We start from the raw sequence: 25,358 nt of genomic DNA on the forward strand, positions 1-25,358 counted from the left end.
GAGACGTCGGTTCTCGTCCTCAATTTGTCACCGCTCGCTGGCAACGCGGTCAGCCCAGCCGCGGTAGAACGCCCGGTACTTGAGCACCAGCTTGTCGTACTTGCTGTACGCGCCGCCGCCGTCCGGCTTCATCCCATTCCAGATTTTGACGTCGTACTGAGCCGCCTGCCTGGTCTGCAGCCCGAACAGCATGTAGTCGGTCGCGCGGCGCAGGGCGCCGCCCACCTTTTTGATTGAGATAAGCATGTGCATGATGTTCTTGCCGTCGCTCACCGGCGTCACGCACTGGAGCAGCTTGTATTTGAAGTCTCCGTCCAGAGAGACGGTCATGACACACCCACCGGGGTAGCCATCGAAGTGCAGGTTCATCTGCGACATATTCAGGCCGAGCGCGCGCGCCAGCATGCCGAAGGCTCCGAAGTAGCGGTCCACGGTGAAGTCGATCCCGGCGCCGAACCACGCGCCTGACTGGGCCAGCGGCTCGACCTCCGGCCATTGGCGCCAATCGTCGAACAGCCGGAGTTCGAAGGCCGAGATCGGGAGTTCGTGCACCGGGGCCGCGTGCTGCGCGTCGTAGAAGTTCTCGACGATCCGCAAGACCGCCGTCGTGGTCTCGAACGCGAAATGCAGGTGCATAAAATCATCGTTGTCGACGTCGGCGGCGGCGATGTCGGGCAGTGGGTGCTGCGGCTTGGGGGAGCCGTACCAGACCCACACGTAGCCGTATCGTTCGGCGGTGACCAGCGTCGACTGGCGCACCGATCGCGGCACGGGCTCCAGGCTGCGCACCGTCTGACTGTGGCCGGGGATGTGAACGCACTGGCCTTGCTCGTCGTACTGCCAATGATGAAACGGGCACTGGATGCAGCCGTCCTTAACCTGCCCGTCGGCCAGGTTCGCGCCGAGGTGCGAACAGTGGCGGTCCATCACCACGGCCTGTCCTGACGCGCCGCGCCACGCCACGCACGGACGGCCGAAGAGCGTCAATGCCCTCGGCTTGTCCTTGAGATCGTCTGAACGCATCGCGACGTACCAGCTTGCGGCCACGGATGTTGTTGCGTCGTATGCCTTCGGGGGATGCGCCTTGACGCTTGCCTGATTCAATTGAATATCGTTCATCGCTTTTGGCTCCTCGACGGCCGGCTACTTTTTCTGCATCAAGCCGATGCGGGTGGTGATGTACGCCTTGAGCAGCGCAAACATCGGGTTGTAGTCGAAGTACTTTTTCACCTCTGCCGGCGCGCTGGTCTGTGTCCAGTACATCAGCTTCATCGCCGGCAGCAGGCTGTGCTTCGAGTTGTTGAGCTGCGGCTTTTCCCCGGTGATGCAGTAGCCGAAGCCGAACATATGCTTGGCGAAGTCCCGTTCGTCGATGAGGGCGTGGATCCGCGTCGCGGCCTCCTTGGGCGGCCTATGCCCGGCGTTTACGGCCTCGATCTCGGCTTTGGCGTCGTTGAACAGCTGATAGTAGCCCTCCATGTCCGCGCACAGGTACCCGAGGTACGGGGGATCGTTGTCAAGGTGATCGAGATCGCCTTCGTTGCGCGACGCGCGGAACCTTGCGTGCGCCTGCACGAGCCGGAACTGCCCGAGGATCGTGCCGACCGCCCATAGCCGGTGGAACGCGTCCCACAGGCGGAAGTCCGAGAACGCCGTGTAGCAGCAGCTGACGAAGTCGTCGTTGTGGTCCAAAAGTTTTTGCTGCAGGCGTTCGATGTATTCGAAGCGTTCCGGGGAGAAATCGTCGTCGTGCAGCGCCTTGATGAGGCGCGCCGCGAGCGCATGGATGGTTACCGCGGTGTTCTCGAGCCCGCGGGAGAAAAGCGGGTCGATAAAGCCGTTCGCGTGCAGCATCAGACAGTAGCGGTCGCCGACGCAGCTGCTTGATGAGAACTGCAGGCGGTCGGTCCTGATCCAGTCGCGCACCGGCACGGCGTCGCGGAACTGCGCCCCGATGCTCGGGAAGCGTGCGAGGAACTCGTCGAATTCTTGCTGCGCGGAGATGTCCGTTTTCGGGTAGACACGCGGGTCGAGCTGCAGGCCGACGCTCACCAGGTTGTTGGTCGAGCGCGGGTGGTTGTTGAACGGAATCACCCAGAGCCAGCCGCCCTTGAACATGTGGTGTAAGGTCCCCTCGTGCCAGCGCCAGCGCTGTCCCTTGACCTTAAAGATGTCGTCGAACGGTTTGACTCCGAGCATGTGCGTGTAGAGGCTGCGTGAGTGCGTCTTGAAGCGACAGGGCTCTTCGCGGAGATTGAACTTGACCGCGAGCGGCGCGCGAGGCCCCCCGCAGTCGATCATGTAGCGGCCGGTGAAGCGTTCGTCCTGCGCGGTGGTTACCGCGACGCCGTCTTTATCGGCGTGGAATTCGGTCACTTTCGTATTCTGGAGGACCGTGCAGCCGTATTTAATGGCGACTTGCAACAAATAGGCGTCGACGTCCTGCCGGTAATAGTGGCTCTCCGGCCCCCAGGGCAGCTCGGGAATGACGCACTGCGTGAACTCTTTCGGGTTGTGTTCTTGACCCGGCCTGTGGAATACGAAGCCGAAGTTGCGTTTGATGCCGGTGCTCGACGCCACGTAACGCTGCGTTGAGTAGAACGACGTGATGTGATCGAGTTCCGGAATGCCGTAGCGGTCGGCAATGATGCGGTTCATCAACGACGTCTCGGGAATCGACGATTCGCCGATCGTGAAGCGCGGGTGCGACGACGCCTCGATGATCAGTACGCGAAACTGCTGTTTGGCCAGAATCGCCCCCATCTGGGTGCCGGACATACCCGAGCCGATGATGATCACGTCGAAGTGGTTGTTATCGCGCCCGTTCACGGGGCTCTTCTGAGTCATGAGGGCAAATCTCCTAATGAGAGGAAACAGATGGCCGCGCGCGTCAGGACGGGTTGAGGGCGGCGCGGATGCGGGTACGTGCGGCAAGCGTGAGCGTGAGCAGATCGCCGAGCATGCTGGGCGCGTATCCGCCACTGCCGACAGCGGGGCCGCTGCGCCCGGCTTCGTACACCCGCTCCGCCAATTGATGATGCGGCGCCCGGAAGCGCAGCAGAATCACGAAGACCCGGTTGAGAGCCGCCAGCCCGGCCCGGACGTGCTCGTCCTGCGTAGCGGCCGCTTGCGCTTCGCCGATCGCGCGGTCGACGAGCGCCGGCTTCCCGGCAAACCGGGCGTAGACAGCCCGGTACGCGGGAAGTACATAGGGCAGGTAGGTCTCTTTGAATTCCAGATAGGCGGGATGATCCGATTGCGATCCCCACAGGACATGCTCCAGCACGAAGAGGGGCATTTCTACGGCGCCGGGGCCAAGGTAGCTCTGGCCCCCGACGTGAATCGGTTCGTAGAAGGGGCGGAGCTCATCGTAGAAGACCTGCGGCGAGATAAAGCGGTACGCGTAGACGATCGATTCAACCATTTTTTGCAGATAGGCTGCCAACTCGTCGCATTCTTGTGCGAACGCGGGCGATCGCAGAGGCACGTCGGACAGCTCGACGGTCACCGCGATGGCGGCCTCGAGGGCCGCCATCGAGATACGCACGCTCTCAAGCAGGTGCGCTTCGTCGCTGAGCCCGGTATAGCTCCGCTGCGCGTCGGCTTCCGCAGGGTTCCAGACCGTCACATGCAGGAGCGTCTCCCGCGGCGGCAGGTCGGTTATGCGCGCCAGGTCGAGCAGCAGCGGCTCGAGCCCGGGCACTACGTCCGCAGGTTCGTGTCCGTGCCGCTTGAGCGACCCCAGAAAGAACCCGATGTCCCGCATCGCGGCGGCAGCTTCGGTGAAGCCCCAGCCGGGGGGCACGCCGCGCACCGGCAGGAATTCGCGCAGCAGGCCGACGATGCCGGGCACGTCCTGATTATGGTTCAGATCCGGCAATTGCAGAACGCGCGCGCGAGCCTGCAGCGGATCGCAGGCCGCCACGGCCGCGTGCGTGGCCGCGAATGCACATGCCCGCTCCAGAGTGCGCTCCACTACAGGCTCTCCGTCGATGCGGGCCTGTTGCCTTGGTGCAGCGACCGCAGGTAGTCATAGTTTGTCGGCAGGCTTGCCCGCAGGCGCTCGGCCTCGCGCTGAATGCGGGCGAACATTGCCTCGGCTTTTTCGACAGACTCCGGCCGCAGTTGCAAGAGCGGCAGCGATCGGTCGGGCAGCATGTCCAGGCCGGCAAAGATGCAGTAGTAGTTGCCATTCAGCCAGAAGTTCTTGAATTCGTAGTCGAAGGTATCATAGTACGTGGCATCGTCGAACGACGTGGTGGTCAACGGCAGCCCCGCCTTGTAGCGTTCAATCTTCTCCTGGATGGCGTCGGAGAGCCGCAGATCGTGCCGGTTCGCGAGCCAGAACGATGTGTCTTCGCGCGACGTGGTGAAGTAGTGCGCTTGGACAAAGTCTCGGCAGTCGTCGAACATGTAGACGATTTCGGCGTTGAACGCGTCGGACAACCGCGGGTCGAACGCGGTGTCGGGGAAATGCTTCACGAGTTGGTACAGCGCCGCATAGATGAAGTAGATACCCGTCGATTCCAGAGGCTCCAAAAAGCACGACGCCAGCCCGATAGCGACGCAGTTGTTGACCCACGATCGCTTGTTGCGCCCGACCCGGAACGAGATCTGGTTGAGCGGCTGATTGTCCGAAAGGCCCCAGAGCTTGAGGAAGTCGGCGGTGGCCCGATCGCGAGAGGTGAACTTGCTGGAGAAGACGTAGCCGCTGCCAAACCGGCCCAGCATCGGAATCTTCCAGGTCCAGCCCGCGTTCATGGCGATCGAGGAGGTGTAGGGTTCGACCCCCGCTTGAGCGTCGTCGTTGGGTACGGCGGTGGCGACCGCGCTGTCGCACAGCAGGTAGTCGGACATGTCAATAAAGGGCTCTTTCAGGGCCTGGTTGATCAAGAGCCCGCGCATGCCGGAGCAGTCGATAAACAGATCCGCCTCCAGCTTCCGGCCCTCCTTGGTGCACAAACTGGAGATAAAGCCGTGGTCGTTCAGGTTAACCTCCACGACCTCGTCGACCACGCGGTTCACCCCGCGGTCGACGGCCCAGCGTTTCAGGAAGTCGGCCACCAAATGCGCGTCGAAGTGCCACGCGTGGGACATCTGGCGGCTGCCGTCATGCAGGCACGGTGCCAGATTGCCATCGAGCGCTCCGGGCTGCGGATAGCAGGCGTACGCCATCGACTGTTGAAAACCCTGCTCGCGTTTGCGCAGCCAGTAGTGGGTAAGCGGCACGCCGTCGCAGTTCGGCACATTGCCGAACAAATGGTAGAAATAATCGTTGTGCGAGCGATCAGGAGACTCTCTCCAGTTCACGAACTTGATGCCAGCCTTGAACGCGCCGTTCACCTGGGGCATCCACTCCCGCTCCGGTATCCCGAGAAAGTCGAAGAACACCTTCTGCAAACTCGGGATGGTCGCTTCGCCTACGCCGATCCGAGGGATCGCTGCAGACTCGATGAGCGTAATGTTCGCCTGCTGCTGGAGCGCCCGGACGAGGTACGAAGCGGACATCCAGCCCGCAGTGCCGCCGCCCACGATGACGATATTCTTGATCGGTTTGCTCATGACACTCTCCCATGGGAGTTTATGGGTATTTTAGACTGGAGTCTAATTTAGGTCGGATTCTAACCAGATTAGACTCTGGTCTAAAAAGTGCAAATGCCGCTGCCGAATTAGCTGAATCGCTCCGGGTTTCCGGGAGATTAAACGTGCAGTGAAAGATGCCTCTGTATGACGTAGAAATCCGCTAATCGCGATTACGGCGCGGTAACGATGTGATGATGACGTAAAAGAGAACCCGCATTGGGCGAAGAGAGGGGCAGAGGATACAGCGTAAATAATGGTAAAGAAAAAGGGTTGTTGCCAACCCTTTCAGCAAGTGTATTTTATATACCCACACGGGTTCTGATATGTTTGACATAGGAATCAGCCCATGTCTTGGTCAGGTGATTTTTATCGAACATCATCGGCACGTTGTCTTGATCAATATAATTACAGCGGCCTTGATTGCAGTTCAGATCAAAGACATCAATGTAGTTAATACCGCTCTGTGCCAACTGTTCTGACATCCAGCTATTACTCAACCTTGACTCTTTGGTTACCAGTTTTTCTATTTTACTTTCCGGCGTTTTTTGCGCAATCTTGTAAAAGTCGATACTGAAAGTTTTTGTCTGCCCGATAATAAACACCTTATCCTTACCAATTTTATTAATCACCTCGGTAAGTTTTTTTCCCAGATCATGATCCTTGTTAACCATCCAGTTGGCGGATAGCAGAATATAATCAACCTTGTTGTTTACCAGGAAATCGTTATAGATATAGTTGAATAAATCGGTACAGCGTTTTTCGCCATTCTTGCTGTTTACAGGCATACAACCGGATGCTGCAGCCTCCATCACATTGTAGTCAGGGAATATGTCATTGACGGACTGATAGAGTTCAGCGGCATGGCTGTCGCCGAGCACCAGGATATTCTTCTTATTTTCAGCGCTTTTTAAACAAACCTCTTTATCAAAGAATGAAATATCATTGGTCTTGGTTGACAGGAAGCAGGTACGGTTCTGGTTACCAAACTGTCTTATCCCTTCAGGACTTGCCGCATAACTTTTGAATTTTTCCAGCGCGATACTGCTGGTTGATACCCAGTGTTTATTGACTTCCGTTGCCGTTGCGCCGAAGGATACCGCAGCGAATGCGGCAGCAGCTGAAACCAGGTAGGCGTAACTCTTGTTGAATAAGCGCTCAAAGTATTTGTAAGAGATATAGCCCAGCACGAAAGACAGAATGATGCCGATGGTTGCATTGAGCGTTGTAAACTCAATGGAGTTGTTGGCCATAAATGAGACGACCGGCCAGTGGAAAAGATAGATTGAATACGATGCGGAACCAATGCTCTGTATAATACTATTTTTAAACAACGTTTCGCTATTGCTGAGATTAGCATGGATAATTGCGCCGGTTGCCAATACAGGGATCAGCGTCATCCCGCCTGGCCAGGGGGCGCTTTCCTTTACAAAAAGGAAGAAGGCCACCAAAACAAGTACGGCAACGATCTCGGTTTGTTTGCCATAGGGGTTTTTAAACCTTGAGGCAGAAACATAAGCGCCGATCATTAGCTCCCACATACGGGTAGGCAACAGGTAGAAATTGGCGCTAAGGTGCGATTTTCCAAATAGAACGCAGAGAAGTACCGAGCATAGGATAATTAGAAGATAAAAATGACTCTTGTAATGTTTAAATAAATTACCAATGGTCAGAATTAACGGGAATATTAAATAAAACTGCCATTCAACGGACAGCGACCAGGTGTGTAATAACCAGTTAAAATCAGAGGTTGCGGAAAAGTATCCGCCGCTGTGCAGCAGGTAGTAAATGTTGGATGTAAAGGTCAGGGCGCTAAGCGTTTGCTTGAATTCTTCTTTGGCACCGTTAGGCGTTTCAGAATACAGGGCGAGTAAAAAGGTGAAGATAACCATCATCAGTAGTGCAGGGTAAATCCTCTTGAATCTTTTTCTATAAAAATCAATAACCCATTACTTTTTTCCTGTCTGTTTTTGACATATATCATTCATTAAAAATCCAGAAATAACGAAAAATATATCAACCCCAGCAAAACCACCATATGCAAATTCGAATTTAAAATGGAATAAGACTACCATCGTAACAGCAAGAAACCTTAATCCATTAATATCCAGTCTAAAGTTCATTTTTCACTAACACCCATAAAAACAAGGAAGATCCTAGAAAATATCATCTTGTCAGAGAGAGCAGCAACGCGGTTAATTCTTATTTTTTACGGATTGACGAGTGGGTTAAGTTTTTTAATCTTTAGGAAAAAGGCCAATTATTTATTATTCTTGTAGAGTGGAAGGTGGGAAGATTTTATTAAAACAAATAAAAAATCATAAATTACATAGTGTTAATGGTTTGTAAAGGATGCGTGACTGCCAGTGTCAAGATATGTAAGTAACAAATTTTTAATGTAAAGGAGGTACGGGTGAAAGATCCCGGAGCGGGTGATGCGGTGATTTATAGGAAAAATCCCTGTTGCATAGAAATGGAATGTTACACGCCATTGCAGATGCTGCTTAACGTATCATCGTTGGTGCTGGCGTGTTGAATGTTGCATGGTCCCAGGCTGCTTACTGCCCCCAAGGCTGCTCGCTCACATACTGCAGGAAGCTCATCATACCCAGGCAAACCAGTACGCCAACCATTACTATTATCACTAATCTCATGCTGTTACCTTCCCGTCGTTTGGTTATCTGTTGCTTTACTCACATGCGGGCAGGCGAGTGAGTAAAGCAACCTATTTGCCTTACGAATCATTGGCGATTCAGTATAACCAGAACTGGCAAAGGTTGGGAGTCAGATGGCCAAACGGTGAGGCTGAGAGCGTAAAACGGGATAGATATTTATCATCAGCACGCTGGTATCTGTTGTGTCAGGTTGTTGGGAGGTCGCTTTACGAGCCGTGGTGACGCAGCGCGTTTTTTACGCTGTTGCTAACCTATTTTTTATTCATCAGGCCGATGGCAGACCATTTCAATATTATGGCCGTCCGGCGCAATCACAAAGGCGGCGTAGTAATTGGCGTGATAATTGGGGCGCAGGCCCGGTGCGCCGTTATCTGTACCGCCGGCCGCCAGCGCCGCGCGGTAGAAATCATCCACCTGCCGACGGCTGTCGGCGACAAACGCCAGGTGCAGGTGCGCCGGCCGTTCTGCGGTTTGGTACAGACACAGTGATGCGTTGCTGGGAGAACTTAACTCTACGCCGTAGTCCGGCGTTCCTTCAGCAACCACGCTTACACCCAATGGCGCCAATGCGTTGAGAAAGAAGGTCTTGCTGGCGGCATAGTCGCTAACGCCGAATTTAACGTGGTCAAACATAAGCTCCCCTTAAAAGTGGGCAGTGCGTGCCACTCCAGTATAGCCACACCGGCGGTGTGCGTGCCGCCATGCTGTGACTTTTCTTATTCATCCGGCGTGTTTTTGACGGGGTGAGGCTTTACAACTATAAAAATAAGACCTGAGTATCACAATTGATGGTTTATCTGGGGGTACTATGTTCGACAAGTTCGAAAATGAAGATGATTTCCTGAGTTCGTTACCGAAATATTTGCGCGATCCCATTGTTAAATTTCATACCGCTATTAAAGAAACAATCGATAGTTTATCGCCTGAATCCTCTGAGCTTTTCCAATCCACGCTGAAGCAAATGAAATCATTATCCCATGAGGTAGGGGAGTTTATTCACATTCGTGCCAGTCATCTTTCAGATTTATTTAGCAAGCCGCTCACGTTTTTCAAGGATACCCTGGAAGGCGCTAAGAACCTTGCTGATAAAGTGGGGAATTCTTTCCATGAGATTAAGGAGAAGTATGATCAGCTGACGGATAAACCCAGCCATATTTTCGAGGGGATTAAACATTGGTTCGATGGCCTACTGGGGGATAAGCAGGAAAAAACCAGCGCTGCGGAATTTAATTTGTACCTTGATGGGCACGATCATGCGGCGCCGGCGCACAGCGCTATCGACGTTAACGGCATTGCAACGTCTCATGCGGATATGCATTCAGTGATGTAAGCAGGCGCGAGAATCGCCCGGCCCGGCCCTGACTCAGGTGGTGCAGGGGCGCGCAGTTCTCGCGTTTTTTACCGTTTACTCCGCGGCTCCCCAACGGTTGGCCCGGCCGAATGAGCCATAGTCGTTAAACCTGACGCCCATCTCTCTCATTACGCGGTGCGCCTTTGCCGCAGTCAACTGGCGGATATAGAACGGCTCATTAACCACGAAGTGGTGAATGCTGTGCGTGCTGCCGAAATTAAAACAAAACAGCTGCAGCGGCCATAGCCACCAGGGGTTCATCACCTGCGTCTGCTGCAGGATATTGTTGTGCTCTATATCGCCATGATAATGCATATTTGAACTGACGAAGTGCAGACAAAAACTCCAGAGAATATTGGGGCCAATCAGTACCACCACCAGTATATCGAGATAGCCGATCTGCGCCTGTGTTGCGCCGGACCAGGTAATCGGCATGCCGCTCAGCGTAGCAGCAAAATCTATGCCGTGTACGATCAGGAACAGATACCACAGCCCCCAGGTAAGAAAAGCGACGGGGAAGAACGCCTTGAGGCCGGTCAGTAATACCCCTCGCAGGTCGCCTTTGCCTTTGTCCTGCCAGGCGACGACGGCCAGTGCCACCATCAGATCCGCCGTCATCAGCAGCCGGAGCACTCCCCAACGAGTGCCGTTGCTGAGCGCACGTTCTTCAAGATCCTGCTCTGAGCCGGAATACTGGTGGTGTTTAAGATGCAGCGTTTTACGCGCCCACGGGTTAGCGCTGCTTGGCCTGACGATCCACACTAAGGTCATCATCAGGTGATACATAAAGCGATTTTTTTTAAAATAGAGGTTATGAATTAAATCGTGTTCTATTTCATGGGCTAAAGAGAGACACAGTGCATTCAGCAGTAGGCATAACCACCAGGAAATCTGCTGATGAATATAGAGCGCCGAGACGGCAACCAGTGAAAATATCGAGAAGAGCAAGATGCCTAAGCCGATGGCGTTCTGATATTTCAACACGGGGAAGCGCAGCTTAACGTCATTACCTGCCGCGATAATCTGTTGGCGGATGTATTTTACCCTGGCGGGCAGGCTGAGCGGTGGGGCCTCGTCGACCATTTTCATCTCCTCACTATCCAAGTAAATCGGCGGATACTACTCACCACATTCCCTGAGTGGTTATCTTCGGCCACGGTAGCTGAGATGATTTCCTTGTAATAAGTAAAGGTAGAAACAATGAGGTGATTAACAAGTAGCGCTTAAGTTTGGCGTGTGCGATAGATTTGCCAGGGAATGATTAATGTACCAATTATTCAACGGATAATGATTAATTCCGCCTGTTTTTTTAGACGCTTGTTTCAGACTTTTACGCAAAAAAACTGTCGCATTATGACTCAGCATTACCAGAGGAAAACCGGGGGACGCATGCCCCCCGAAAGGCGATGATGCTCAGCGCGTCAGGCTCTGTACAATCTGGTATACCGCTTTTACACGCTCATCATTAGGGAAGTTTTTATTTGCCAGCATCACAACGGCGGTCTTCTGCGCGGGGATAAATACCGCGTAGGTGGCGAAGCCGTTGGTTGAACCGGTTTTGTTGTACCAGGCCTGCTGCTGAGGAGCCTGCGGCGGGGTTATTGCCTGTGCCGGCACGCCATTCATGATCACTTTCGCATCGTTGCCCGCCAGCAGCGTATCCAGCGTGACCGGGTAAGGGTAGCTTTCCCACATCAGGTCCTGCGTGAACTCGCTGGCGCGGTAGTAGCCGCGATGAACGTCATCCAGCGCCTGCCGCCAGTCGGAGGCAACCTTGACCAGCCCCATATTGGCGTTCAGATAACGGATCAGATCGCCGCTGCTGGATTTCAGGCCGTAAGATTCAGCATCCAGCGGGCCGGGGGTAACGCGCACCGGTTGGTCTTCTTTATTGTAACCCTGCGCATAATCTTTCTGGGCGGCCGGCGGCACATTGACATAGCTGTGCGTCATGCCCAGTGCGGGCAGCAAACGTTGCTCCATCGCGGTGGTAAACGGCTGCGCCAGGCTGTTGGCGGTGATCATGCCCAGCAGACCAATTCCCAGATTGGAATATACCCGGTAGCTGCCTATTGGGTGCGACGGCTGCCACTGGCGGTAATAGTCCATCAGCTGTTGTTCATTGGTGACCGCATCCGGGACAAACAGCGGCAGACCGGAGGTATGGGTCGCCAGGTTCAGCAGGCTGACGCGGTCAAAGGCGCTGCCTTGCAGTTGCGGCAGGTAATGGCTGGCCGGTTGCGCCCAGTCAAGCTTGCCGGCGTGTTGCGCATAGGCGGCCAGCGTGGCGGTAAAAGTTTTGCTCAGCGAGCCGATCTCAAACAGTGTATTCTGCGTAACCGGCAGCTTGCTCTGTTTGGATGCCACGCCGTAATTGTAGAATTGCGGTTTGCCGTCAACGGAAACGGCGATGGTCATACCCGGCACCGCGTATTTTTCCATTAATGGTTGTACGACTTTATCGATCTCTGCCTTATCGACGGCGTGAGCGAACGCCGGCAGTAAAGCCAGGCACAGGGGAAGCAGAGGAAGCGTTTTTTTCAGCATAATTAAGTTAACCGGAGCGATGCATCACATGTCTTGGAAGTGCCGAACTGTCAGCTCGGCACCGATGGTTAATGCGCAATTTATCCCGTTGCGCTGAAATTACATCATAGAACAGTTACGCTTGGTTATTATCATTATTTTGGTTATGCGAATCATTCTGCTCAGGGCAGGCCAAGCCAGCGCAGCAGCGCGGTCACCGCGGCGGCGGCGATCAGCACGATAATTAATGGTACTTTACGCCAGGTGAGCAGTAGGCCGGTCAGGACACCGACCACCCGCGCCGCGCCGGCGAAATGCTGATCCTCGAACAGCGTGGCGATAACCGCGACCGCCAGCAGCAGCGTGGTGGCGGCATCCGCCAGCAGATCGCGGGTGGTGGTGGAAAAGGCCATTTTTTGGCCGAGCAGGGCGCCGCTCAGGCGCAGCAGGTAGGTGCCGGCGGCCAGGATAATCATGCCGGTAACAATGGAGTGCAGTGACATTAACGCGTCCTCTTTCTGATCAGCAGCCCTAACAGGGCAAACAGCACCGGCATGCCAATGGGCGCCCAGGGTACGGCCGCCAGCGCGAACGCCGTGCCGGAAACGGCGGAGAGCAGGGTGCGGCGGTTTTTCAACGCTGAGACGATCAGCGCCAGCAAAATCGTCGGGAAGACGGCATCCAGACCAATGCTGTGCACGTCCGGGATCAAATTGCCGATCGAACCGCCGACAATCACCCCCAGCGGCCAGCACAGCGCGATACCGAGACCGCACAGCCAGTAAGCCGCCTTGCGTGCCGCCAGCGTCGGCTGTGAGACGCCGAACACTACGCTTTCATCGTTCATAATGTGGCAGCCGAGAAAGCGCGCCGGGCCGTGGCCGATCAAATCCTTCACCGCCATGCCGAAGGGCATATGGCGCGCGTTGACCAGCAGCCCGGCGGTAGCGGCAGCAAATGGGCTGCCGCCGCCGGCAACGATGCCGATAAACAGAAATTCGGATGCGCCGGCCAGCACCAATACTGACAGCGCCAGCGGCACCCACAGCGGGAAGCCGTAGCCGGTAGCCAGCGAACCGTAAGAGACGCCCACGATACCATCGGCGAGGCAGACCAGCACGATGCCTTTGACCACCTCACTGTTTAGCACGCTCAAGCGGTTGAACTTCATCTCCATGACCTTATAACGAACGAAAGTTTTGTTATAATGAACAACGCCGAAGTGTTTTACAAGTCGAACGATCGTTCGTTATAGGATTAAGGTGCCGTAATTTATGACGCAACCGATAACCATTATCGCCGATGCGCTGGTGCGTGAACGCCAGCGTGCGGGCCTCTCTCTGGCGGAAGTCGCCCGGCGTGCGGGCATCGCCAAGTCGACGCTGTCGCAGCTGGAGGCCGCTAACGGCAACCCCAGCCTGGAAACACTGTGGTCGCTGTGCGTCGCCCTGGACATTCCGTTTGCCAGGCTGATGGAGCCACAGCAAAACAGCACGCAGGTGATCCGCCGCGGCGAAGGGCCGACGGTGGTGGCGGAAATGGCCAACTATACCGCCGCGCTGTTGGCGACCTGTCCGCCGGGGGCGCGGCGCGATATTTACCTGTTGACGGCCCAGCCCGGCGCTGACCGTATTTCACAGCCGCACTCGCCCGGTTCGGTGGAACATATCATCATCACTCAAGGCCGGGCGTTGGTCGGGCTGATTGATACGCCGGTTGAGCTGTATGCCGGCGACTATATCTGTTATCCCGGCGATAGGGCGCATATCTTCAAGGCGCTGGAGCCTGATACGCTGGCGGTGCTGGTGTCGGAGCAGAATTGAGTCGATGACGTCGGTTATTCGCCGGGTTAATTAACTATTGTAATTACCGTAATTACTTTCATTCTCATTTGGCCGTCATTTATAATCCTGCAGCCTGCCGTTTTTATCGCCATTAATAAGAATGCTAATTAATTTTGTTCCAACCTTCCGGCGCTCAGCGCCGCAGCGGCTGGGATCAGGGGAAGATCCTTACGGCAGGCGTCCCCCGGAATGGCATTCGCATAAACAGGGATTTCAGGAGAATGTTGATGAAACGGAGCTTACCGCTATTGATGGCGGTGCTGATGGCCGCGGCGTCTGCGGCCGCGGGCGCGACCTTCGATTTACAATACCACCCGCCGGAAGCGGCCGACCGGAAAGCGGGTAATGCGGCGCAGCCCCTCAAGCCTGTGCCGCGCCACCAAATATGGAATGCGGAAAAACTGGCGCAGGACAATCAGCGGGCGGAGGGTGAGGAACAGGCTCAGGCACTGGCGGATTACCAGCGCCAGCGGCAACGCGCGCATATTCTGGGGGAGCAGCGGGAGCGGATCCGACGGCACCCGAACAGTACGCGGCCGGCGGCCAGAGACTATCTGGTGAACTGTATGCCGCCGGGGGATCGCGGCAGCCTGAAGTGGGATGATGAAGGCCGCGACCCGAGCCTGTGCGGGCGCATCAACTGGGACTGAACATTCGCAAGAAAAACAAAAGGCCGGTCGCGGTTGACGTCCGGCCTTTCAGCATGCGGCGACACGTTTTCAGGATGCCATCGCTTCTTCAACCAACAGAAAACCATTCATCACGTCGTTGAAATAATCTGCCGCAAAGCGGCTTTCCATATAAATAAAGTGGCCAGCCTGCGGTACGGTAATAAATTCGCAGTTATTGATATAATTACTGAGTTCCTTAATATCTTGCGCTGTAGTGTATTCGTCCTGCTCGCCGTTAATGAACAGTATCGGCGTATCAATCTGCCGGAAGGTATCGATATAATCCGCCTGATTAAACTCGGTAATCTGCGCAACGTGGTAACGAACCTGCTTTTGCGCCGACTCATCAAACTGTCGCAAATGTTCGTAGTTCACCTGCTTTAACAGATTCGGCAGATATTTGCCGACCTCGGTGTTCAGCAGCATAGCCGCTTCATCGCCTTTGCCTTCATCCAGTAATTTTTTACCCTGGCTGACATAATAATTCATCGCGTCGTTAACCTTGGTGGAGAACGAAGCGACAACGGCTTTGCGGATGGAGCGCGGGCGGGAGGAGAGCGCCATCAGTGCTGCCAGTCCGCCCCAGGAGATCGAGAGCAGATAAGACGGTTCATAATGGTTAATCAAACTCTGCAGAATGAAAACCTCATCGCTTTTCGCCAGCGGCTTGGTTAAATCATTGTGCTGACGGGACTGACCAAGGAACGGTAAATCGAAGAGAATGACGTTAACCCGGTTCTTGAAGTTTCGTACGCAGCTGCGAAAAGCCAGCGTGGTTGAAAAAGATCCATTAACGCAGATGACGGAGTCCGTGACGCCGGGGTACATATATCGCTCTACATAGACCTGCCAGTCACCGACGCGAACAATTTCTGTTTCTGGTTTCATTTCCCACCCCCATGAATAACAATAAAATGATGCCGGCCCCTCAGAATGGCGCAGCAAACCCTGGTAAATATGTGAAAATTATTGCGTTCCGGTTATTTTGTTTCTGCGGCCAGAACGACCGCAGAGCGATATTATGAATCCGGGTATGGCTTACGCTGCGTGGTGTACGGCAGCGTCTGCGGCGTCAGTCACGCCGTTAACTTCTACAGCAGCAGCAGGTGTAGCAGCAGCGGCAACGTCGCCACCGGTCTGCTCCAGTGCAGAGATCAGCGCGTCGGTTGCGTCAGTCGCACCGGATACGCCGTCGGTGACGTGGTCAACCACACCAGATACGCCGTCGGTGACGTGGTCAACAACTTTGCCGACATCGCCGCCCAGGTCGCTGATTTTATCCAGTACGCCGCCAACAAAATCAGTCACATTGCCGGCCAGGTCGCCAACGGTGCCAGCCACATCACCCACCAGACCCAGCAGAGAGCCTGCTACGCCGGAAAGCAGGCCGCCAACGCTGCCGGCTACGCCGCTAATCACACCCCACAGGCCGCCGCTGCCTGAAGTCACAGCGTCAACGACACCGCCGATAGCGCCGGTGGCGTTGTCAACGGTAGAGTCGACCAGATCGCCCACGGTGCCAGACACGCCGCCAACCAGATCGCCTGCGGTACCGGTAACGGAACCAACCAGATCGCTTGCGGTGTCAGCGACGTCTTTCACGATATTATCAGCCATAAATCCTCCTAAAAACCTTGCAGGGTTTTGCATTAACAGGGTAAGCATCCAAGCGAGAGTTATTCATCCATTCGCCTATAAAGTTAGAACCAGATCACGCCGATGATCAAAGTTTAATTAAGTATTAAACCCATGTTAAAAAGTTATAAATCGTGTGATTTTTTATAAAATAATTAAATATCAATGAATTGATATTCTGGTGCGCTCATCGGATAAGTGAAATTTTTAGGAATAATTCTATTCACACAGTTTTATTACTGTTGTTTTATTAATTAATTGTGACGCAAACATTACCGTAGCGATATGTTCTGAATTTGTTAAGAAAATTTACGTTTAGCGCTAAACTTTGTTGGTTTTATACGCCGCCTGCGCAACAAGCTTCTGAGGCCGGCGCCGGGCGGAAAGCGGGGAAGCGCGCACGGCGTAGGCCGGTGCGCAGAACGGGGAGGAGGGTTAGCGGCAGTACGATTGCAACAGGCTCAGCGCGTCGGCATTGAGCTGATAGAGATACACCGGCCGGCCGGTGGCGCCGTACATGATACGTGTACTGAGGATATCGCTGTCGGCCAGGTAAATTAAATACTTACGGCATGATACCCGCGAGATGCCGATGGCATTAGCCAGATTATCGGTGGAAAATTCCTCGTCGTGCTGCTGCTCAATCCATTCACAAACCGTACGCAGCGTCATGCTGGTCAGCCCTTTCGGCAGCTTCTTGTTTTCATTGCCGCCCGACTGTCGGCGCAGCAGATTATCCACGTCGGACTGCGCGCAAAACGTGCGCTGCGCCAACAGCTGCGACTGCTGCTGATAGTGGCTTAACGCCTGTTTGAAACGGGTGAACTGAAACGGTTTGATCAGGTAGTCCACCACGCCGTAGTGCAGCGCTTTTTGCACCGTATCGACATCGCTGGCGGAAGAGATGACGATGACGTCGGTTTTTTCTCCCAGTTCGCGCAGCGCCGGCAGCAGGTCTAATCCGTTCTCCTGCTTCATATAAATATCCAGCAGCACCAGATCGATTCTGGCGCCGGCGTCGGTGAGCAGGGCATGTGCCTGCGCCAGCGTTGCCACCGTGGCCTGGCAGTGAAAGCCCTTGACCTGGCTCAGGTAATATTTATTGAGTTCCGCCACCATGGGATCGTCATCGACAATCAATACGTTAATCATGTTTTCAGCTCTTGGCCTGATAGGGAATATGCACATAGAACTGGGTCAGTTCACCCGGTTCAGAGTCAAAATCAATACTGCCGCCCAGCTTTTGCAGGTGGCTGAGAATTAATGCCAGGCCGATGCCGCGTCCCGACCCTTTGGTTGAAAATCCCTGTTCAAAAATGCGCGAGCCGATGATCGGATCGATGCCCGGACCGTCGTCACTGACGATACAGTGTAAATGATTATCATTGTGATGGAAGCTCAGGGTGATTTCATGCCCCTCTTCGCCGTCGATCGCCTCAATGGCGTTTTCGATTAAATTACCCAGCACGCTGATCAGCACGTGGGTGGTTTCCGCCTCTGCCGCTTCCGGCAGCAGGCTGTCTTCGTCAATCACCAGATCGATGCCGGCCTCCTGCGCGCGGTTGATTTTGGCGATAAAGAATCCCGCGACTTCAGGAGACTTTATCCGGCGCAGCAGGGTGCCGATCTCTTCCTGATAGGTGCTGGCGGTATTGATCACATAGTTTTCCAACTGCTGATATGCCTTCATATGCAGCATGCCGAGGATCACGTGCAGCTTGTTCATAAACTCATGCGACTGCACCCGCAGCGCATCGGCATATTGCGTCATGCCGCTGAGGCGCTGCAGCAGCTGGCTGACTTCGGTTTTATCACGGAAGGTTGCAATCGCGCCGACCACCTGTCCCTGAACGATGATCGGCACGGTATTGACCAGCAGTTCACTGCCGTTAAAGGCGATTTGCCGATCGCGCCGCGGTTTACCGCTGGCCAGCACTTCCGCCAGATGCAATTGCGCCGGCCAGTGTTTGCTGGCGGCGCTGAGCAGCAGGTTTTCAACCGGCCCGCTCTGCCGCAGCAGCCGCTTAGCCTCATCATTGACGATACTGATGCGTGATTGATTATCGACGGCAATCACGCCTTCTTTAATCGATTGCAGCATCGCATTGCGCTGTTCAAACAGATTGGAAATTTCGTAAGGCTCAAAACCGAGCATAATGCGTTTCAACGCTTTTACCAGGCAGAACGTGCCCAGCGAGCCGACCAGTGCGGCGAAGGCCAGCGTCCAGTAGATGATCCAGCGGCTCTCGTCGATAACCCGCTCGACGGTATCCAGCGCAATGCCCAGCGCTACCACGCCGATCTGCTGGTGCCGGGCGTTATAAACCGGCACAAACACGCGCAGCGCCGGAGCCAGTGCGCCGCGGTTGATGGCGCTGTTTAACTGGCCGCGTAGCGCCGGCGCCAGATCGTTGCCGATAAAGTGATGGCCGATCAGCGCCGGTTTGGGGTGCGAATAGCGGATGCCGTCCATATCCAGCACCACCACGAACAGCAGTTCATTATGCTGACGCACCTGTTCGGCGAAGCGCTGAATAGCGCCGTCCTGCCGTCGGTTCTGCAGTCCGTCGACGATGGTGTCGGACAGCGCCAGCGTTTCGGCGATGGCCATGGCCTTGCGCTGCAGCTGGCTTTGTCCTTCATGGTCCATCTGGACAAAAAACAGCGCGTAAACCACCATCAGCACCGAGGCGATAATGGCGGATACCATCAGCGTGACCGAGGTGCTGAGCTTCAGCGGAAACCTGGGCTGTGACATAAGTATTCTCCGGAGCAAATTACGACGCGCTATTCTAACGGGGAAAGGGGACGGGCGCAGTTACCGGCTGCAGATTACCACGGCCGGCTGCGGGGAACGGGGTTATTTTAGTTACATAACGATGCGCTATGCCTGATGGTAACTCTTCAGCGCCTGCTCGCAATTTTTAGCCGGGGAGAGCAGGGAGAACGCGGGCTCAGGCTTAGGTCAGGAAATCCTCCCGCTGCGGGGTAAAGGTATCCAGCAGGACGCCGGCTTCCAGACAGACGCAGCCGTGCACCACGTGAGGCTGTTTATACAGCGTGTCGCCGGCGCTGACCTGATGCGTCTCGTCGCCGATGGTGAACTCAAAACGGCCGGACAACACGTAGGTCAACTGTTCATGGGGATGGCTGTGCAACGGCCCCGCCGCGCCGGCAAGAAAGTGCACCTCCACGGCCATCATGCCGCCGCCGTGAGCCAGAATGCGGCGCGATACGCCGTCCCCCAGCGTTTCCAGCCGGGTATCTTGCTTAAATACGAACATTTTGCGCTCCTACTAACGAATAAGGCCGATGGGGTTTAAATTAAAACGTTGTTTTAATTTTAGCAAGAGACAGTGTGCGACGCGGTAGGAGAAGGGAATATTGAACCAACCGGCAACCGGGAGCACGTTGGCAGTTGCGCGCGCGGACCCGGCGACAGTATGCTAAACCCTGCCTGATAGCACAGGGCGCTCGATTATCTCTCGCCAGGAAATAAGGGAATCCGCTATGCAAGTTACACGTCGGTTATTGCCACTGATGCTGCTTATACCGCTGTCGGCGCCGTTACTGGCGATGGCGCAGCCGGAGCCAAGCCATTCCGCGTCTTTGCCGCAGAGCAGGGCGCCGATCCCCAGCCAGCTGCTCGGCCAGTGGCGGGTGACGAAAACCTGGCCGACACAGGCCAACGCCTGCTGGGAGCGGCAGCAGATCGACAGCGTGCTGAATACGCAAATCAGCTATCAGCCGGACGGTTTCAGTTGGAACAACCAGCAGCGGCGCAGTTTGGGCGTGGTAAGCAGTACGGTTGAAGAACAGGAGTTTGTCGAAGACAACTCGGATGCCGACTCCGAGACGCCGGCCGTTGATTTCGCCATGCTGGGTATCATTGCGCCGGCGGTGGAGCGGATCGCCATCATGCATACCGCAAAAGACTCATCCTCCAATACGCCGGATGCCGATGAGTTCCCCGGGGCGACGGTGTTAATCAAGAACCCGGATACGCTGATTTTCTCAATGTGCAACGTGTACTTTGAGGCCCAGCGACAGCGCTAAAGGCGGACGCCGCGCTACACCTTTACCCGCACCACGTCGATCCCGTTTTTTTGCAGCCCGTTGAGGCTGTCTGCAGGAATCCCCTCATCGGTGATGATGGTATCAATACGCGAGGTATCGATAATTTTGTGCAGGCTGGAGCGGTTGAACTTACTGGAATCGGTCACCACGATAATCCGTTCCGCCACTTCGCACATCCGGCGGTTCAGACGCGCTTCATCCTCATTGTGGGTGCTGACGCCACGCTCCGGGTCAATGGCGTCAACGCCGAGAAACAGCATATCGAAGTGGTAATTCAGCAGCGCCTGTTCCGCCTGGTCGCCGTAAAAAGAGAGTGACTGACGGCGCAGGTGGCCGCCGGTCATCAGCAGCTCCACCCCTTCCGCCTCCAGCAACGCATTGCCGACGTTCATACCATTGGTCATGGCGATCACCTCGTGGTGGTGACGCATTAGCCGAGCTATCTCGTAGGTGGTGGTGCCGGAGTCGAGGATCACCCGGCTGCCGGGCAGGATCATCTCGGCTGCCACCCGGGCGATGCCGTGTTTTAACGTCATATTCAGCGAGCTTTTCGCTTCCACGCTGGGCTCAACGGCGGGAGCCGCGCCGTCACAGATCAGCGCGCCGCCGTAGGCGCGTACGGCGATCCCCTGTTTTTCCAGGAACGCCAGATCGTTGCGGATGGTCACCGTGGAGACGCCAAACCAGGCGGAAAGATCGTTAACCTGCACGCTTCCTTGCTGTCGCAACCGCTGGATGATCTGTTCACGCCGTTCGCTGGTGCCGGTGACGCGCTTGTCGGCGGAAAAGTCGCTGCTGCTCATAAGAGCTCCTTTCATTAAATCTTTCGTTTCATTTCGATTTGCCTATTAACCCTTTTCCTTTGACAGAATGCAAGCGTAAAAACGCCGCCTTCAGTGCGCTTGCTCACGCCTGTGGTCTTTCATAGGCTTTCTTTTGTGAAACGGATCGGAAAATTAATATCTTTCGTTTTGTTTTTTTAAATCTCTGGAGCAGGATTAAAGAAACGAAACGAAAACACTTTGTCGCGTATCAGCCAGACTGGGGAGGAAAATGAAACAGCTTACAGAGATGGTCATCAGGCATAAGCAAGGGCAGATGAACGGCATCTACGCCGTGTGCTCCGCACACCCGCTGGTACTGGAAGCGGCGCTGCTCTACGCCCGGCAGCGGCAGACGCCGCTGTTGGTAGAGGCGACCTCCAACCAGGTCGATCAGTTCGGCGGCTATACCGGCATGACGCCGGCGGACTTTCGCGGCTTTGTCTGCCGGCTGGCGCAGAAACTGGATTTCCCCGCGTCGCAGATTATCTTTGGCGGCGACCACCTCGGCCCCAACCGCTGGCAGAGCCAGCCTGCCGAGCAGGCGATGGCGCAGGCGGAAACGCTGCTCGAAAGCTACGTCGCCGCTGGTTTTAAAAAGATTCACCTGGATTGCAGCATGCCCTGCGCAGATGATCCTCAGCCGCTGAGCGATGCGATCGTTGCCGAACGCGCCGCGCGGCTGGCGCAGGTGGCCGAGCGTACCTGCCGCGCGCAGTTTGGCGTCGCCGATCTGGCGTATGTGATCGGCACCGAGGTGCCGGTTCCCGGCGGCGCGCATGAAACCCTGACGACGCTGGCGGTTACCGCCCCGGACGCCGCGCGGGCGACGCTGGCCGCGCATCGCCAGGCGTTTGAGCGCCAGGGGTTGGGCGACGTCTGGCCGCGGATTATCGCGCTGGTGGTGCAGCCCGGCGTCGAGTTCGATCATACGCAGGTTATTGATTACCAACCGCAGGAAGCCATGGCGCTCAGCGCCATGGTGGCGTCCAGCGACACGCTGGTATTTGAAGCCCATTCCACCGACTACCAGACGCCGCAGGCGCTGCGCCAGCTGGTGAAAGACCACTTCGCGATACTGAAAGTCGGCCCGGCGCTGACCTTCGCCCTGCGCGAGACGCTGTTTGCGCTGGCGGCGATCGAGCAGGAGTTGCTGCCGGCGAGCGCCTGCTCCGGCCTGCGTCAGGTGCTGGAACAGGTGATGCTCGAGCGGCCGGAATACTGGCGCAGTCACTATCACGGTGATGAGTTCGCCCGTCGGCTGGCGCGCGGCTACAGCTACTCCGACCGCATACGTTACTACTGGCCGGACGGTCGGATTGAGCAGGCATTTACGCAGCTGCTGCGCAACCTGACGGAGACGCCGATCCCGCTGCCGCTGCTCAGCCAGTATTTGCCGCAGCAGTATCCCAAAGTGCGGGCGGGGACGCTGGCTGCCGCGCCGCGCGCGCTGATTATCGACCATATCCAGAACGTTCTGGGCCAGTATCACGCCGCCTGTCAGGGCGAGGCCCCGCGTTCCGCATAACAACAACGAGGAAAACGCTATGCCGAACATTGTACTAAGCCGCATCGACGAACGTTTGATTCACGGTCAGGTGGGCGTTCAGTGGGTCGGGTTCGCCGGCGCGAATCTGGTGCTGGTGGCCAACGACGAGGTGGCCGCGGATCCGGTGCAGCAAAACCTGATGGAGATGGTGCTGGCGGAGGGCATCGCGGTGCGCTTTTGGCCGCTGCAGAAGGTGGTTGACAACATTCACCGCGCCGTCGACCGGCAAAAAATCCTGCTGGTTTGCAAGACGCCGGCGGATTTCCTCACGCTGGTGCAGGGTGGGGTGCCCGTGACGCGCATCAACGTGGGCAATATGCATTACGTCGAAGGTAAACGGCAAATCGCCAAAACGGTCTCCGTCGACGCCGGCGATATCGCCGCGTTTCACGGCCTGCAAGCCGCCGGGGTTGAGTGTTTTGTGCAGGGCGTGCCGACGGAACCCGCGTTGGATCTGTTCAAACAACTGTGAGGGATAGGCAATGGAAATCAGTCTGTTGCAGGCCTGCGCGCTGGGCGTACTCGCCTTTATCGCCGGCCTGGATATGTTTGACGGGTTAACCCATATGCACCGTCCGGTGGTGCTCGGCCCGCTGGTGGGGTTGATCCTCGGCGATCTGCATACCGGCATTCTGACCGGCGGTACGCTGGAGCTGGTGTGGATGGGGCTGGCGCCGCTGGCGGGCGCACAGCCGCCCAATGTGATTATCGGCACCATCGTCGGCACAACCTTCGCCATCACCACCGGGGTAAAACCGGATGTCGCCGTCGGCGTCGCGGTGCCGTTCGCCGTGGCGGTGCAGATGGGGATCACCTTCCTGTTCTCGGTGATGTCCGGTGTGATGTCGCGCTGCGACAGGATGGCGGCCAACGCCGATACCCAAGGCATTGAGCGGGTGAACTACCTGGCGATGCTGGCGTTGGGATGCTTCTACTTTCTGTGCGCGTTCCTGCCGATTTACTTCGGCGCGGAACACGCCAAAACCGCGATCGACGTATTGCCGGCGCGGCTGATTGACGGCCTTGGCGTGGCGGGCGGCATTATGCCGGCCATCGGCTTCGCCGTGCTGCTGAAGATCATGATGAAAAATGTCTATATCCCCTATTTTATCATCGGCTTTGTGGCGGCGGCCTGGCTGAAGCTGCCGGTGCTGGCGATTGCCGCGGCGGCGCTGGCGATGGCGCTGATTGATTTGTACCGCAAAGGCCCTGAACCCAATGCGCCGGCCCCACAGCAGGAGGAATTCGAAGATGGCATCTAACCCGAGCACGCTGCCGAACAACGTTTCAGACGGAGAGGAGACGCTGCTGACCGGCGCTAATGAGAACCGGTATGAAGACCAGCGCGTCGGCGCGGAGCTGAGCCGCAAGGACATCAACCGCGTCGCCTGGCGCTCCATGCTGTTGCAGGCCTCGTTCAACTACGAACGTATGCAGGCCGCCGGCTGGCTGTACGGTCTGCTGCCGGCGCTGAAAAAAATCCATACCAACCCGCGCGATCTGGCGCGGGCGATGAAAGGACATATGGGGTTCTTTAACACCCATCCGTTTCTGGTGACCTTTGTCATCGGCATTATTCTGGCGATGGAGCGCTCCAAGCAGGACGTGAACAGCATCCAAAGCACCAAAATCGCCGTCGGCGCGCCGCTCGGCGGCATCGGCGACGCCATGTTCTGGCTGACGCTGCTGCCGATTTGCGGCGGTATCGGCGCCAGCCTGGCACTGCAGGGTTCGATCCTCGGCGCGGCGATCTTCCTGCTGCTGTTTAACGTGGTGCACCTGGGGCTGCGCTTTGGGCTGGCTCACTATGCCTATCGCATGGGCGTGGCGGCGATCCCGCTGCTGAAAGCCAATACCCGGCGGGTTGGCCATGCGGCGTCGATCGTCGGCATGACGGTAATTGGCGCGCTGGTGGCCACTTACGTACGTTTGTCGACGACGCTGGAGATCACCGCCGGTGACGCGGTGGTCAAGCTGCAGAGCGACGTGATCGACAAGCTGATGCCGGCCTTCCTGCCGCTGATGTATACCTTGCTGATGTACTACCTGGTGCGGCGCGGCTGGAGCCCGCTGAGGCTGATCGCGATCACCGTCGTGCTGGCGGTAGCCGGCAGATTTGCCCACTTTCTGTAAGCCGGAGGCGTTCACGATGATAGGCATTATTCTTTGCGGCCACGGCGGCTTCGCCAGCGGGCTGGCGCGGGCGATGACGCAGATACTGGGCGAACAGCCGCAGTTTGTGGCGATCGATTTTACCGAAAGTTCAAGCACTGCGCTGCTGACCGCGCAGCTGGAGCAGGCGGTTGCTGCGCTCGATGTGGGGAGGAACTGGTGTTTCTGACCGATCTGTTAGGGGGCACGCCGTTCCGCGTCGCGTCGACGCTCGCGATGCAGCAGCCGGGGCGGGAAGTGATTACCGGCACCAATCTGCAGCTGCTGCTGGAGATGGTGCTGGAGCGGGAGGGGCTGAGCAGCGAAGCGTTTCGCCGGCAGGCGCTGGCGTGCGGACGCCGCGGACTAACCAGCCTGGCGGATGAACTGGGCCGCTGCCGTGAGGAAAAAACGTTGCAGGAAGGGATATGACGCCGCCGCGTGCGGAGGCCAGGAAACGAAACAAAACGAAAGAACG

The 25,358-nt window shown here is 56.3% G+C and carries 24 protein-coding genes and 2 pseudogenes; 9 read left to right on the top strand and 17 right to left on the bottom strand.

Annotated features, from left to right (window positions below; genetic code table 11):
• Window positions 1-27: 27 nt before the first annotated feature.
• The 7 genes and pseudogenes from FO014_RS20065 to FO014_RS20095 all read right to left on the bottom strand — a co-directional run bounded on the left by FO014_RS20065 (window position 28) and on the right by FO014_RS20095 (window position 8,888).
• On the bottom strand, window positions 28-1,119 hold the full coding sequence (locus FO014_RS20065; RefSeq protein WP_160030805.1) for a Rieske 2Fe-2S domain-containing protein: 1,092 nt from the start codon (window positions 1,117-1,119) through the stop codon (window positions 28-30).
• A 24-nt stretch (window positions 1,120-1,143) separates the two neighbouring features.
• Window positions 1,144-2,847 carry an NAD(P)/FAD-dependent oxidoreductase gene (locus FO014_RS20070; protein WP_160030806.1) on the bottom strand — a complete coding sequence of 568 codons (1,704 nt, stop codon included), beginning with the start codon at window positions 2,845-2,847 and terminating at the stop codon, window positions 1,144-1,146.
• A gap of 43 nt (window positions 2,848-2,890) precedes the next feature.
• Window positions 2,891-3,976 (bottom strand): monodechloroaminopyrrolnitrin synthase PrnB family protein, encoded by a 1,086-nt coding sequence (locus FO014_RS20075; protein ID WP_160030807.1) that lies wholly within the window; start codon window positions 3,974-3,976, stop codon window positions 2,891-2,893.
• Window positions 3,976-5,562 carry a tryptophan halogenase family protein gene (locus FO014_RS20080; RefSeq protein ID WP_160030808.1) on the bottom strand — a complete coding sequence of 529 codons (1,587 nt, stop codon included), beginning with the start codon at window positions 5,560-5,562 and terminating at the stop codon, window positions 3,976-3,978. Before FO014_RS20080 ends, FO014_RS20075 begins: the two co-directional genes overlap by 1 nt.
• 320 nt (window positions 5,563-5,882) lie before the next feature.
• Complete coding sequence (locus FO014_RS24055; RefSeq protein WP_246168147.1) at window positions 5,883-6,833, bottom strand: SGNH hydrolase domain-containing protein; 951 nt, start codon at window positions 6,831-6,833, stop codon at window positions 5,883-5,885.
• Window positions 6,831-7,703, bottom strand: a pseudogene (locus tag FO014_RS24060) (acyltransferase family protein); the annotation flags it as partial. The gene FO014_RS24055 and the pseudogene FO014_RS24060, both read right to left, overlap by 3 nt.
• An 810-nt stretch (window positions 7,704-8,513) precedes the next feature.
• Window positions 8,514-8,888, bottom strand: a complete 375-nt coding sequence (locus FO014_RS20095) for a VOC family protein (RefSeq protein WP_160030810.1) — start codon at window positions 8,886-8,888, stop codon at window positions 8,514-8,516.
• Window positions 8,889-9,063: 175 nt separating this feature from the next.
• Here FO014_RS20095 and FO014_RS20100 point away from each other — a divergent pair, with 175 nt between their 5' ends.
• Window positions 9,064-9,585, top strand: coding sequence for a hypothetical protein (locus FO014_RS20100; protein ID WP_105231463.1), 522 nt, complete (start codon window positions 9,064-9,066; stop codon window positions 9,583-9,585).
• Window positions 9,586-9,660: 75 nt separating this feature from the next.
• Here FO014_RS20100 and FO014_RS20105 read toward each other — a convergent pair whose 3' ends face one another.
• The 4 genes from FO014_RS20105 to FO014_RS20120 form a co-directional block, all read right to left on the bottom strand.
• A complete protein-coding gene (locus FO014_RS20105) occupies window positions 9,661-10,689 on the bottom strand; it encodes a fatty acid desaturase (RefSeq protein ID WP_160030811.1) in 1,029 nt (342 codons plus the stop codon).
• Window positions 10,690-11,019: 330 nt separating this feature from the next.
• Window positions 11,020-12,153: a class C beta-lactamase gene (gene ampC / locus FO014_RS20110; RefSeq protein ID WP_160030812.1), complete on the bottom strand. Its 1,134-nt coding sequence runs from the start codon at window positions 12,151-12,153 to the stop codon at window positions 11,020-11,022.
• A gap of 161 nt (window positions 12,154-12,314) precedes the next feature.
• Window positions 12,315-12,635, bottom strand: a complete 321-nt coding sequence (locus tag FO014_RS20115; RefSeq protein WP_160030813.1) for an AzlD domain-containing protein — start codon at window positions 12,633-12,635, stop codon at window positions 12,315-12,317.
• The gene (locus FO014_RS20120) at window positions 12,635-13,303 is read right to left on the bottom strand and encodes an AzlC family ABC transporter permease (RefSeq protein WP_160030814.1); all 669 of its coding nucleotides are present in this window, start codon (window positions 13,301-13,303) and stop codon (window positions 12,635-12,637) included. Before FO014_RS20120 ends, FO014_RS20115 begins: the two co-directional genes overlap by 1 nt.
• 103 nt (window positions 13,304-13,406) lie before the next feature.
• Between FO014_RS20120 and FO014_RS20125 the strand changes: the two genes are divergently transcribed.
• Both FO014_RS20125 and FO014_RS20130 read left to right on the top strand, forming a co-directional pair.
• Window positions 13,407-13,955: a helix-turn-helix domain-containing protein gene (locus FO014_RS20125; RefSeq protein WP_160030815.1), complete on the top strand. Its 549-nt coding sequence runs from the start codon at window positions 13,407-13,409 to the stop codon at window positions 13,953-13,955.
• 248 nt (window positions 13,956-14,203) lie between these two features.
• Window positions 14,204-14,626, top strand: a complete 423-nt coding sequence (locus FO014_RS20130) for a hypothetical protein (protein WP_160030816.1) — start codon at window positions 14,204-14,206, stop codon at window positions 14,624-14,626.
• 69 nt (window positions 14,627-14,695) lie between these two features.
• Here FO014_RS20130 and FO014_RS20135 read toward each other — a convergent pair whose 3' ends face one another.
• The 5 genes from FO014_RS20135 to FO014_RS20155 all read right to left on the bottom strand — a co-directional run bounded on the left by FO014_RS20135 (window position 14,696) and on the right by FO014_RS20155 (window position 19,566).
• Complete coding sequence (locus FO014_RS20135) at window positions 14,696-15,535, bottom strand: alpha/beta fold hydrolase (RefSeq protein WP_105231457.1); 840 nt, start codon at window positions 15,533-15,535, stop codon at window positions 14,696-14,698.
• A 150-nt stretch (window positions 15,536-15,685) separates the two neighbouring features.
• Window positions 15,686-16,264 (bottom strand): hypothetical protein, encoded by a 579-nt coding sequence (locus FO014_RS20140; RefSeq protein WP_160030817.1) that lies wholly within the window; start codon window positions 16,262-16,264, stop codon window positions 15,686-15,688.
• 453 nt (window positions 16,265-16,717) lie between these two features.
• Window positions 16,718-17,434 (bottom strand): two-component system response regulator DcuR, encoded by a 717-nt coding sequence (dcuR, locus tag FO014_RS20145; protein WP_160030818.1) that lies wholly within the window; start codon window positions 17,432-17,434, stop codon window positions 16,718-16,720.
• Window positions 17,435-17,438: 4 nt separating this feature from the next.
• On the bottom strand, window positions 17,439-19,040 hold the full coding sequence (locus FO014_RS20150; protein ID WP_160030819.1) for a sensor histidine kinase: 1,602 nt from the start codon (window positions 19,038-19,040) through the stop codon (window positions 17,439-17,441).
• Between the two features lie 202 nt (window positions 19,041-19,242).
• The gene (locus tag FO014_RS20155) at window positions 19,243-19,566 is read right to left on the bottom strand and encodes a cupin domain-containing protein (RefSeq protein ID WP_160030820.1); all 324 of its coding nucleotides are present in this window, start codon (window positions 19,564-19,566) and stop codon (window positions 19,243-19,245) included.
• Between the two features lie 226 nt (window positions 19,567-19,792).
• Here FO014_RS20155 and FO014_RS20160 point away from each other — a divergent pair, with 226 nt between their 5' ends.
• Window positions 19,793-20,338, top strand: coding sequence for a hypothetical protein (locus FO014_RS20160; protein ID WP_160030821.1), 546 nt, complete (start codon window positions 19,793-19,795; stop codon window positions 20,336-20,338).
• A gap of 14 nt (window positions 20,339-20,352) precedes the next feature.
• Here FO014_RS20160 and FO014_RS20165 read toward each other — a convergent pair whose 3' ends face one another.
• Window positions 20,353-21,162, bottom strand: coding sequence for a DeoR family transcriptional regulator (locus tag FO014_RS20165; RefSeq protein ID WP_160030822.1), 810 nt, complete (start codon window positions 21,160-21,162; stop codon window positions 20,353-20,355).
• 250 nt (window positions 21,163-21,412) lie between these two features.
• Between FO014_RS20165 and kbaZ the strand changes: the two genes are divergently transcribed.
• From kbaZ to agaF, 5 genes and pseudogenes are all read left to right on the top strand, one after another.
• Entirely contained in the window at window positions 21,413-22,708 is a 1,296-nt protein-coding gene (kbaZ, locus tag FO014_RS20170) for a tagatose-bisphosphate aldolase subunit KbaZ (RefSeq protein WP_160030823.1), read from the top strand.
• A gap of 19 nt (window positions 22,709-22,727) precedes the next feature.
• Entirely contained in the window at window positions 22,728-23,201 is a 474-nt protein-coding gene (gene agaV, locus FO014_RS20175) for a PTS N-acetylgalactosamine transporter subunit IIB (RefSeq protein WP_160030824.1), read from the top strand.
• A gap of 10 nt (window positions 23,202-23,211) precedes the next feature.
• Window positions 23,212-23,991, top strand: a complete 780-nt coding sequence (gene agaW / locus FO014_RS20180) for a PTS N-acetylgalactosamine transporter subunit IIC (RefSeq protein WP_160030825.1) — start codon at window positions 23,212-23,214, stop codon at window positions 23,989-23,991.
• Window positions 23,981-24,862 (top strand): PTS N-acetylgalactosamine transporter subunit IID, encoded by an 882-nt coding sequence (gene agaE / locus FO014_RS20185; protein ID WP_160030826.1) that lies wholly within the window; start codon window positions 23,981-23,983, stop codon window positions 24,860-24,862. Before agaW ends, agaE begins: the two co-directional genes overlap by 11 nt.
• 16 nt (window positions 24,863-24,878) lie before the next feature.
• A pseudogene (agaF, locus tag FO014_RS20190) lies at window positions 24,879-25,312 on the top strand (PTS galactosamine/N-acetylgalactosamine transporter subunit IIA).
• The last annotated feature ends 46 nt before the right edge of the window (window positions 25,313-25,358 follow it).

This window comes from Serratia rhizosphaerae (assembly GCF_009817885.1).
GTDB lineage: Bacteria > Pseudomonadota > Gammaproteobacteria > Enterobacterales > Enterobacteriaceae > Serratia_B > Serratia_B rhizosphaerae.

Bases quoted from the DNA above. Each gene is read 5' to 3' on its own strand.
- FO014_RS20065 (WP_160030805.1), bottom strand. From the start codon at position 1,119: ATGAACGATATTCAATTGAATCAGGCAAGCGTCAAGGCGCATCCCCCG.
- FO014_RS20070 (WP_160030806.1), bottom strand. From the start codon at position 2,847: ATGACTCAGAAGAGCCCCGTGAACGGGCGCGATAACAACCACTTCGAC.
- FO014_RS20080 (WP_160030808.1), bottom strand. From the start codon at position 5,562: ATGAGCAAACCGATCAAGAATATCGTCATCGTGGGCGGCGGCACTGCG.
- FO014_RS24055 (WP_246168147.1), bottom strand. From the start codon at position 6,833: ATGGCCAACAACTCCATTGAGTTTACAACGCTCAATGCAACCATCGGC.
- FO014_RS20095 (WP_160030810.1), bottom strand. From the start codon at position 8,888: ATGTTTGACCACGTTAAATTCGGCGTTAGCGACTATGCCGCCAGCAAG.
- FO014_RS20100 (WP_105231463.1), top strand. From the start codon at position 9,064: ATGTTCGACAAGTTCGAAAATGAAGATGATTTCCTGAGTTCGTTACCG.
- FO014_RS20105 (WP_160030811.1), bottom strand. From the start codon at position 10,689: ATGGTCGACGAGGCCCCACCGCTCAGCCTGCCCGCCAGGGTAAAATAC.
- ampC (WP_160030812.1), bottom strand. From the start codon at position 12,153: ATGCTGAAAAAAACGCTTCCTCTGCTTCCCCTGTGCCTGGCTTTACTG.
- FO014_RS20115 (WP_160030813.1), bottom strand. From the start codon at position 12,635: ATGTCACTGCACTCCATTGTTACCGGCATGATTATCCTGGCCGCCGGC.
- FO014_RS20120 (WP_160030814.1), bottom strand. From the start codon at position 13,303: ATGAAGTTCAACCGCTTGAGCGTGCTAAACAGTGAGGTGGTCAAAGGC.
- FO014_RS20125 (WP_160030815.1), top strand. From the start codon at position 13,407: ATGACGCAACCGATAACCATTATCGCCGATGCGCTGGTGCGTGAACGC.
- FO014_RS20130 (WP_160030816.1), top strand. From the start codon at position 14,204: ATGAAACGGAGCTTACCGCTATTGATGGCGGTGCTGATGGCCGCGGCG.
- FO014_RS20135 (WP_105231457.1), bottom strand. From the start codon at position 15,535: ATGAAACCAGAAACAGAAATTGTTCGCGTCGGTGACTGGCAGGTCTAT.
- FO014_RS20140 (WP_160030817.1), bottom strand. From the start codon at position 16,264: ATGGCTGATAATATCGTGAAAGACGTCGCTGACACCGCAAGCGATCTG.
- dcuR (WP_160030818.1), bottom strand. From the start codon at position 17,434: ATGATTAACGTATTGATTGTCGATGACGATCCCATGGTGGCGGAACTC.
- FO014_RS20150 (WP_160030819.1), bottom strand. From the start codon at position 19,040: ATGTCACAGCCCAGGTTTCCGCTGAAGCTCAGCACCTCGGTCACGCTG.
- FO014_RS20155 (WP_160030820.1), bottom strand. From the start codon at position 19,566: ATGTTCGTATTTAAGCAAGATACCCGGCTGGAAACGCTGGGGGACGGC.
- FO014_RS20160 (WP_160030821.1), top strand. From the start codon at position 19,793: ATGCAAGTTACACGTCGGTTATTGCCACTGATGCTGCTTATACCGCTG.
- FO014_RS20165 (WP_160030822.1), bottom strand. From the start codon at position 21,162: ATGAGCAGCAGCGACTTTTCCGCCGACAAGCGCGTCACCGGCACCAGC.
- kbaZ (WP_160030823.1), top strand. From the start codon at position 21,413: ATGAAACAGCTTACAGAGATGGTCATCAGGCATAAGCAAGGGCAGATG.
- agaV (WP_160030824.1), top strand. From the start codon at position 22,728: ATGCCGAACATTGTACTAAGCCGCATCGACGAACGTTTGATTCACGGT.
- agaW (WP_160030825.1), top strand. From the start codon at position 23,212: ATGGAAATCAGTCTGTTGCAGGCCTGCGCGCTGGGCGTACTCGCCTTT.
- agaE (WP_160030826.1), top strand. From the start codon at position 23,981: ATGGCATCTAACCCGAGCACGCTGCCGAACAACGTTTCAGACGGAGAG.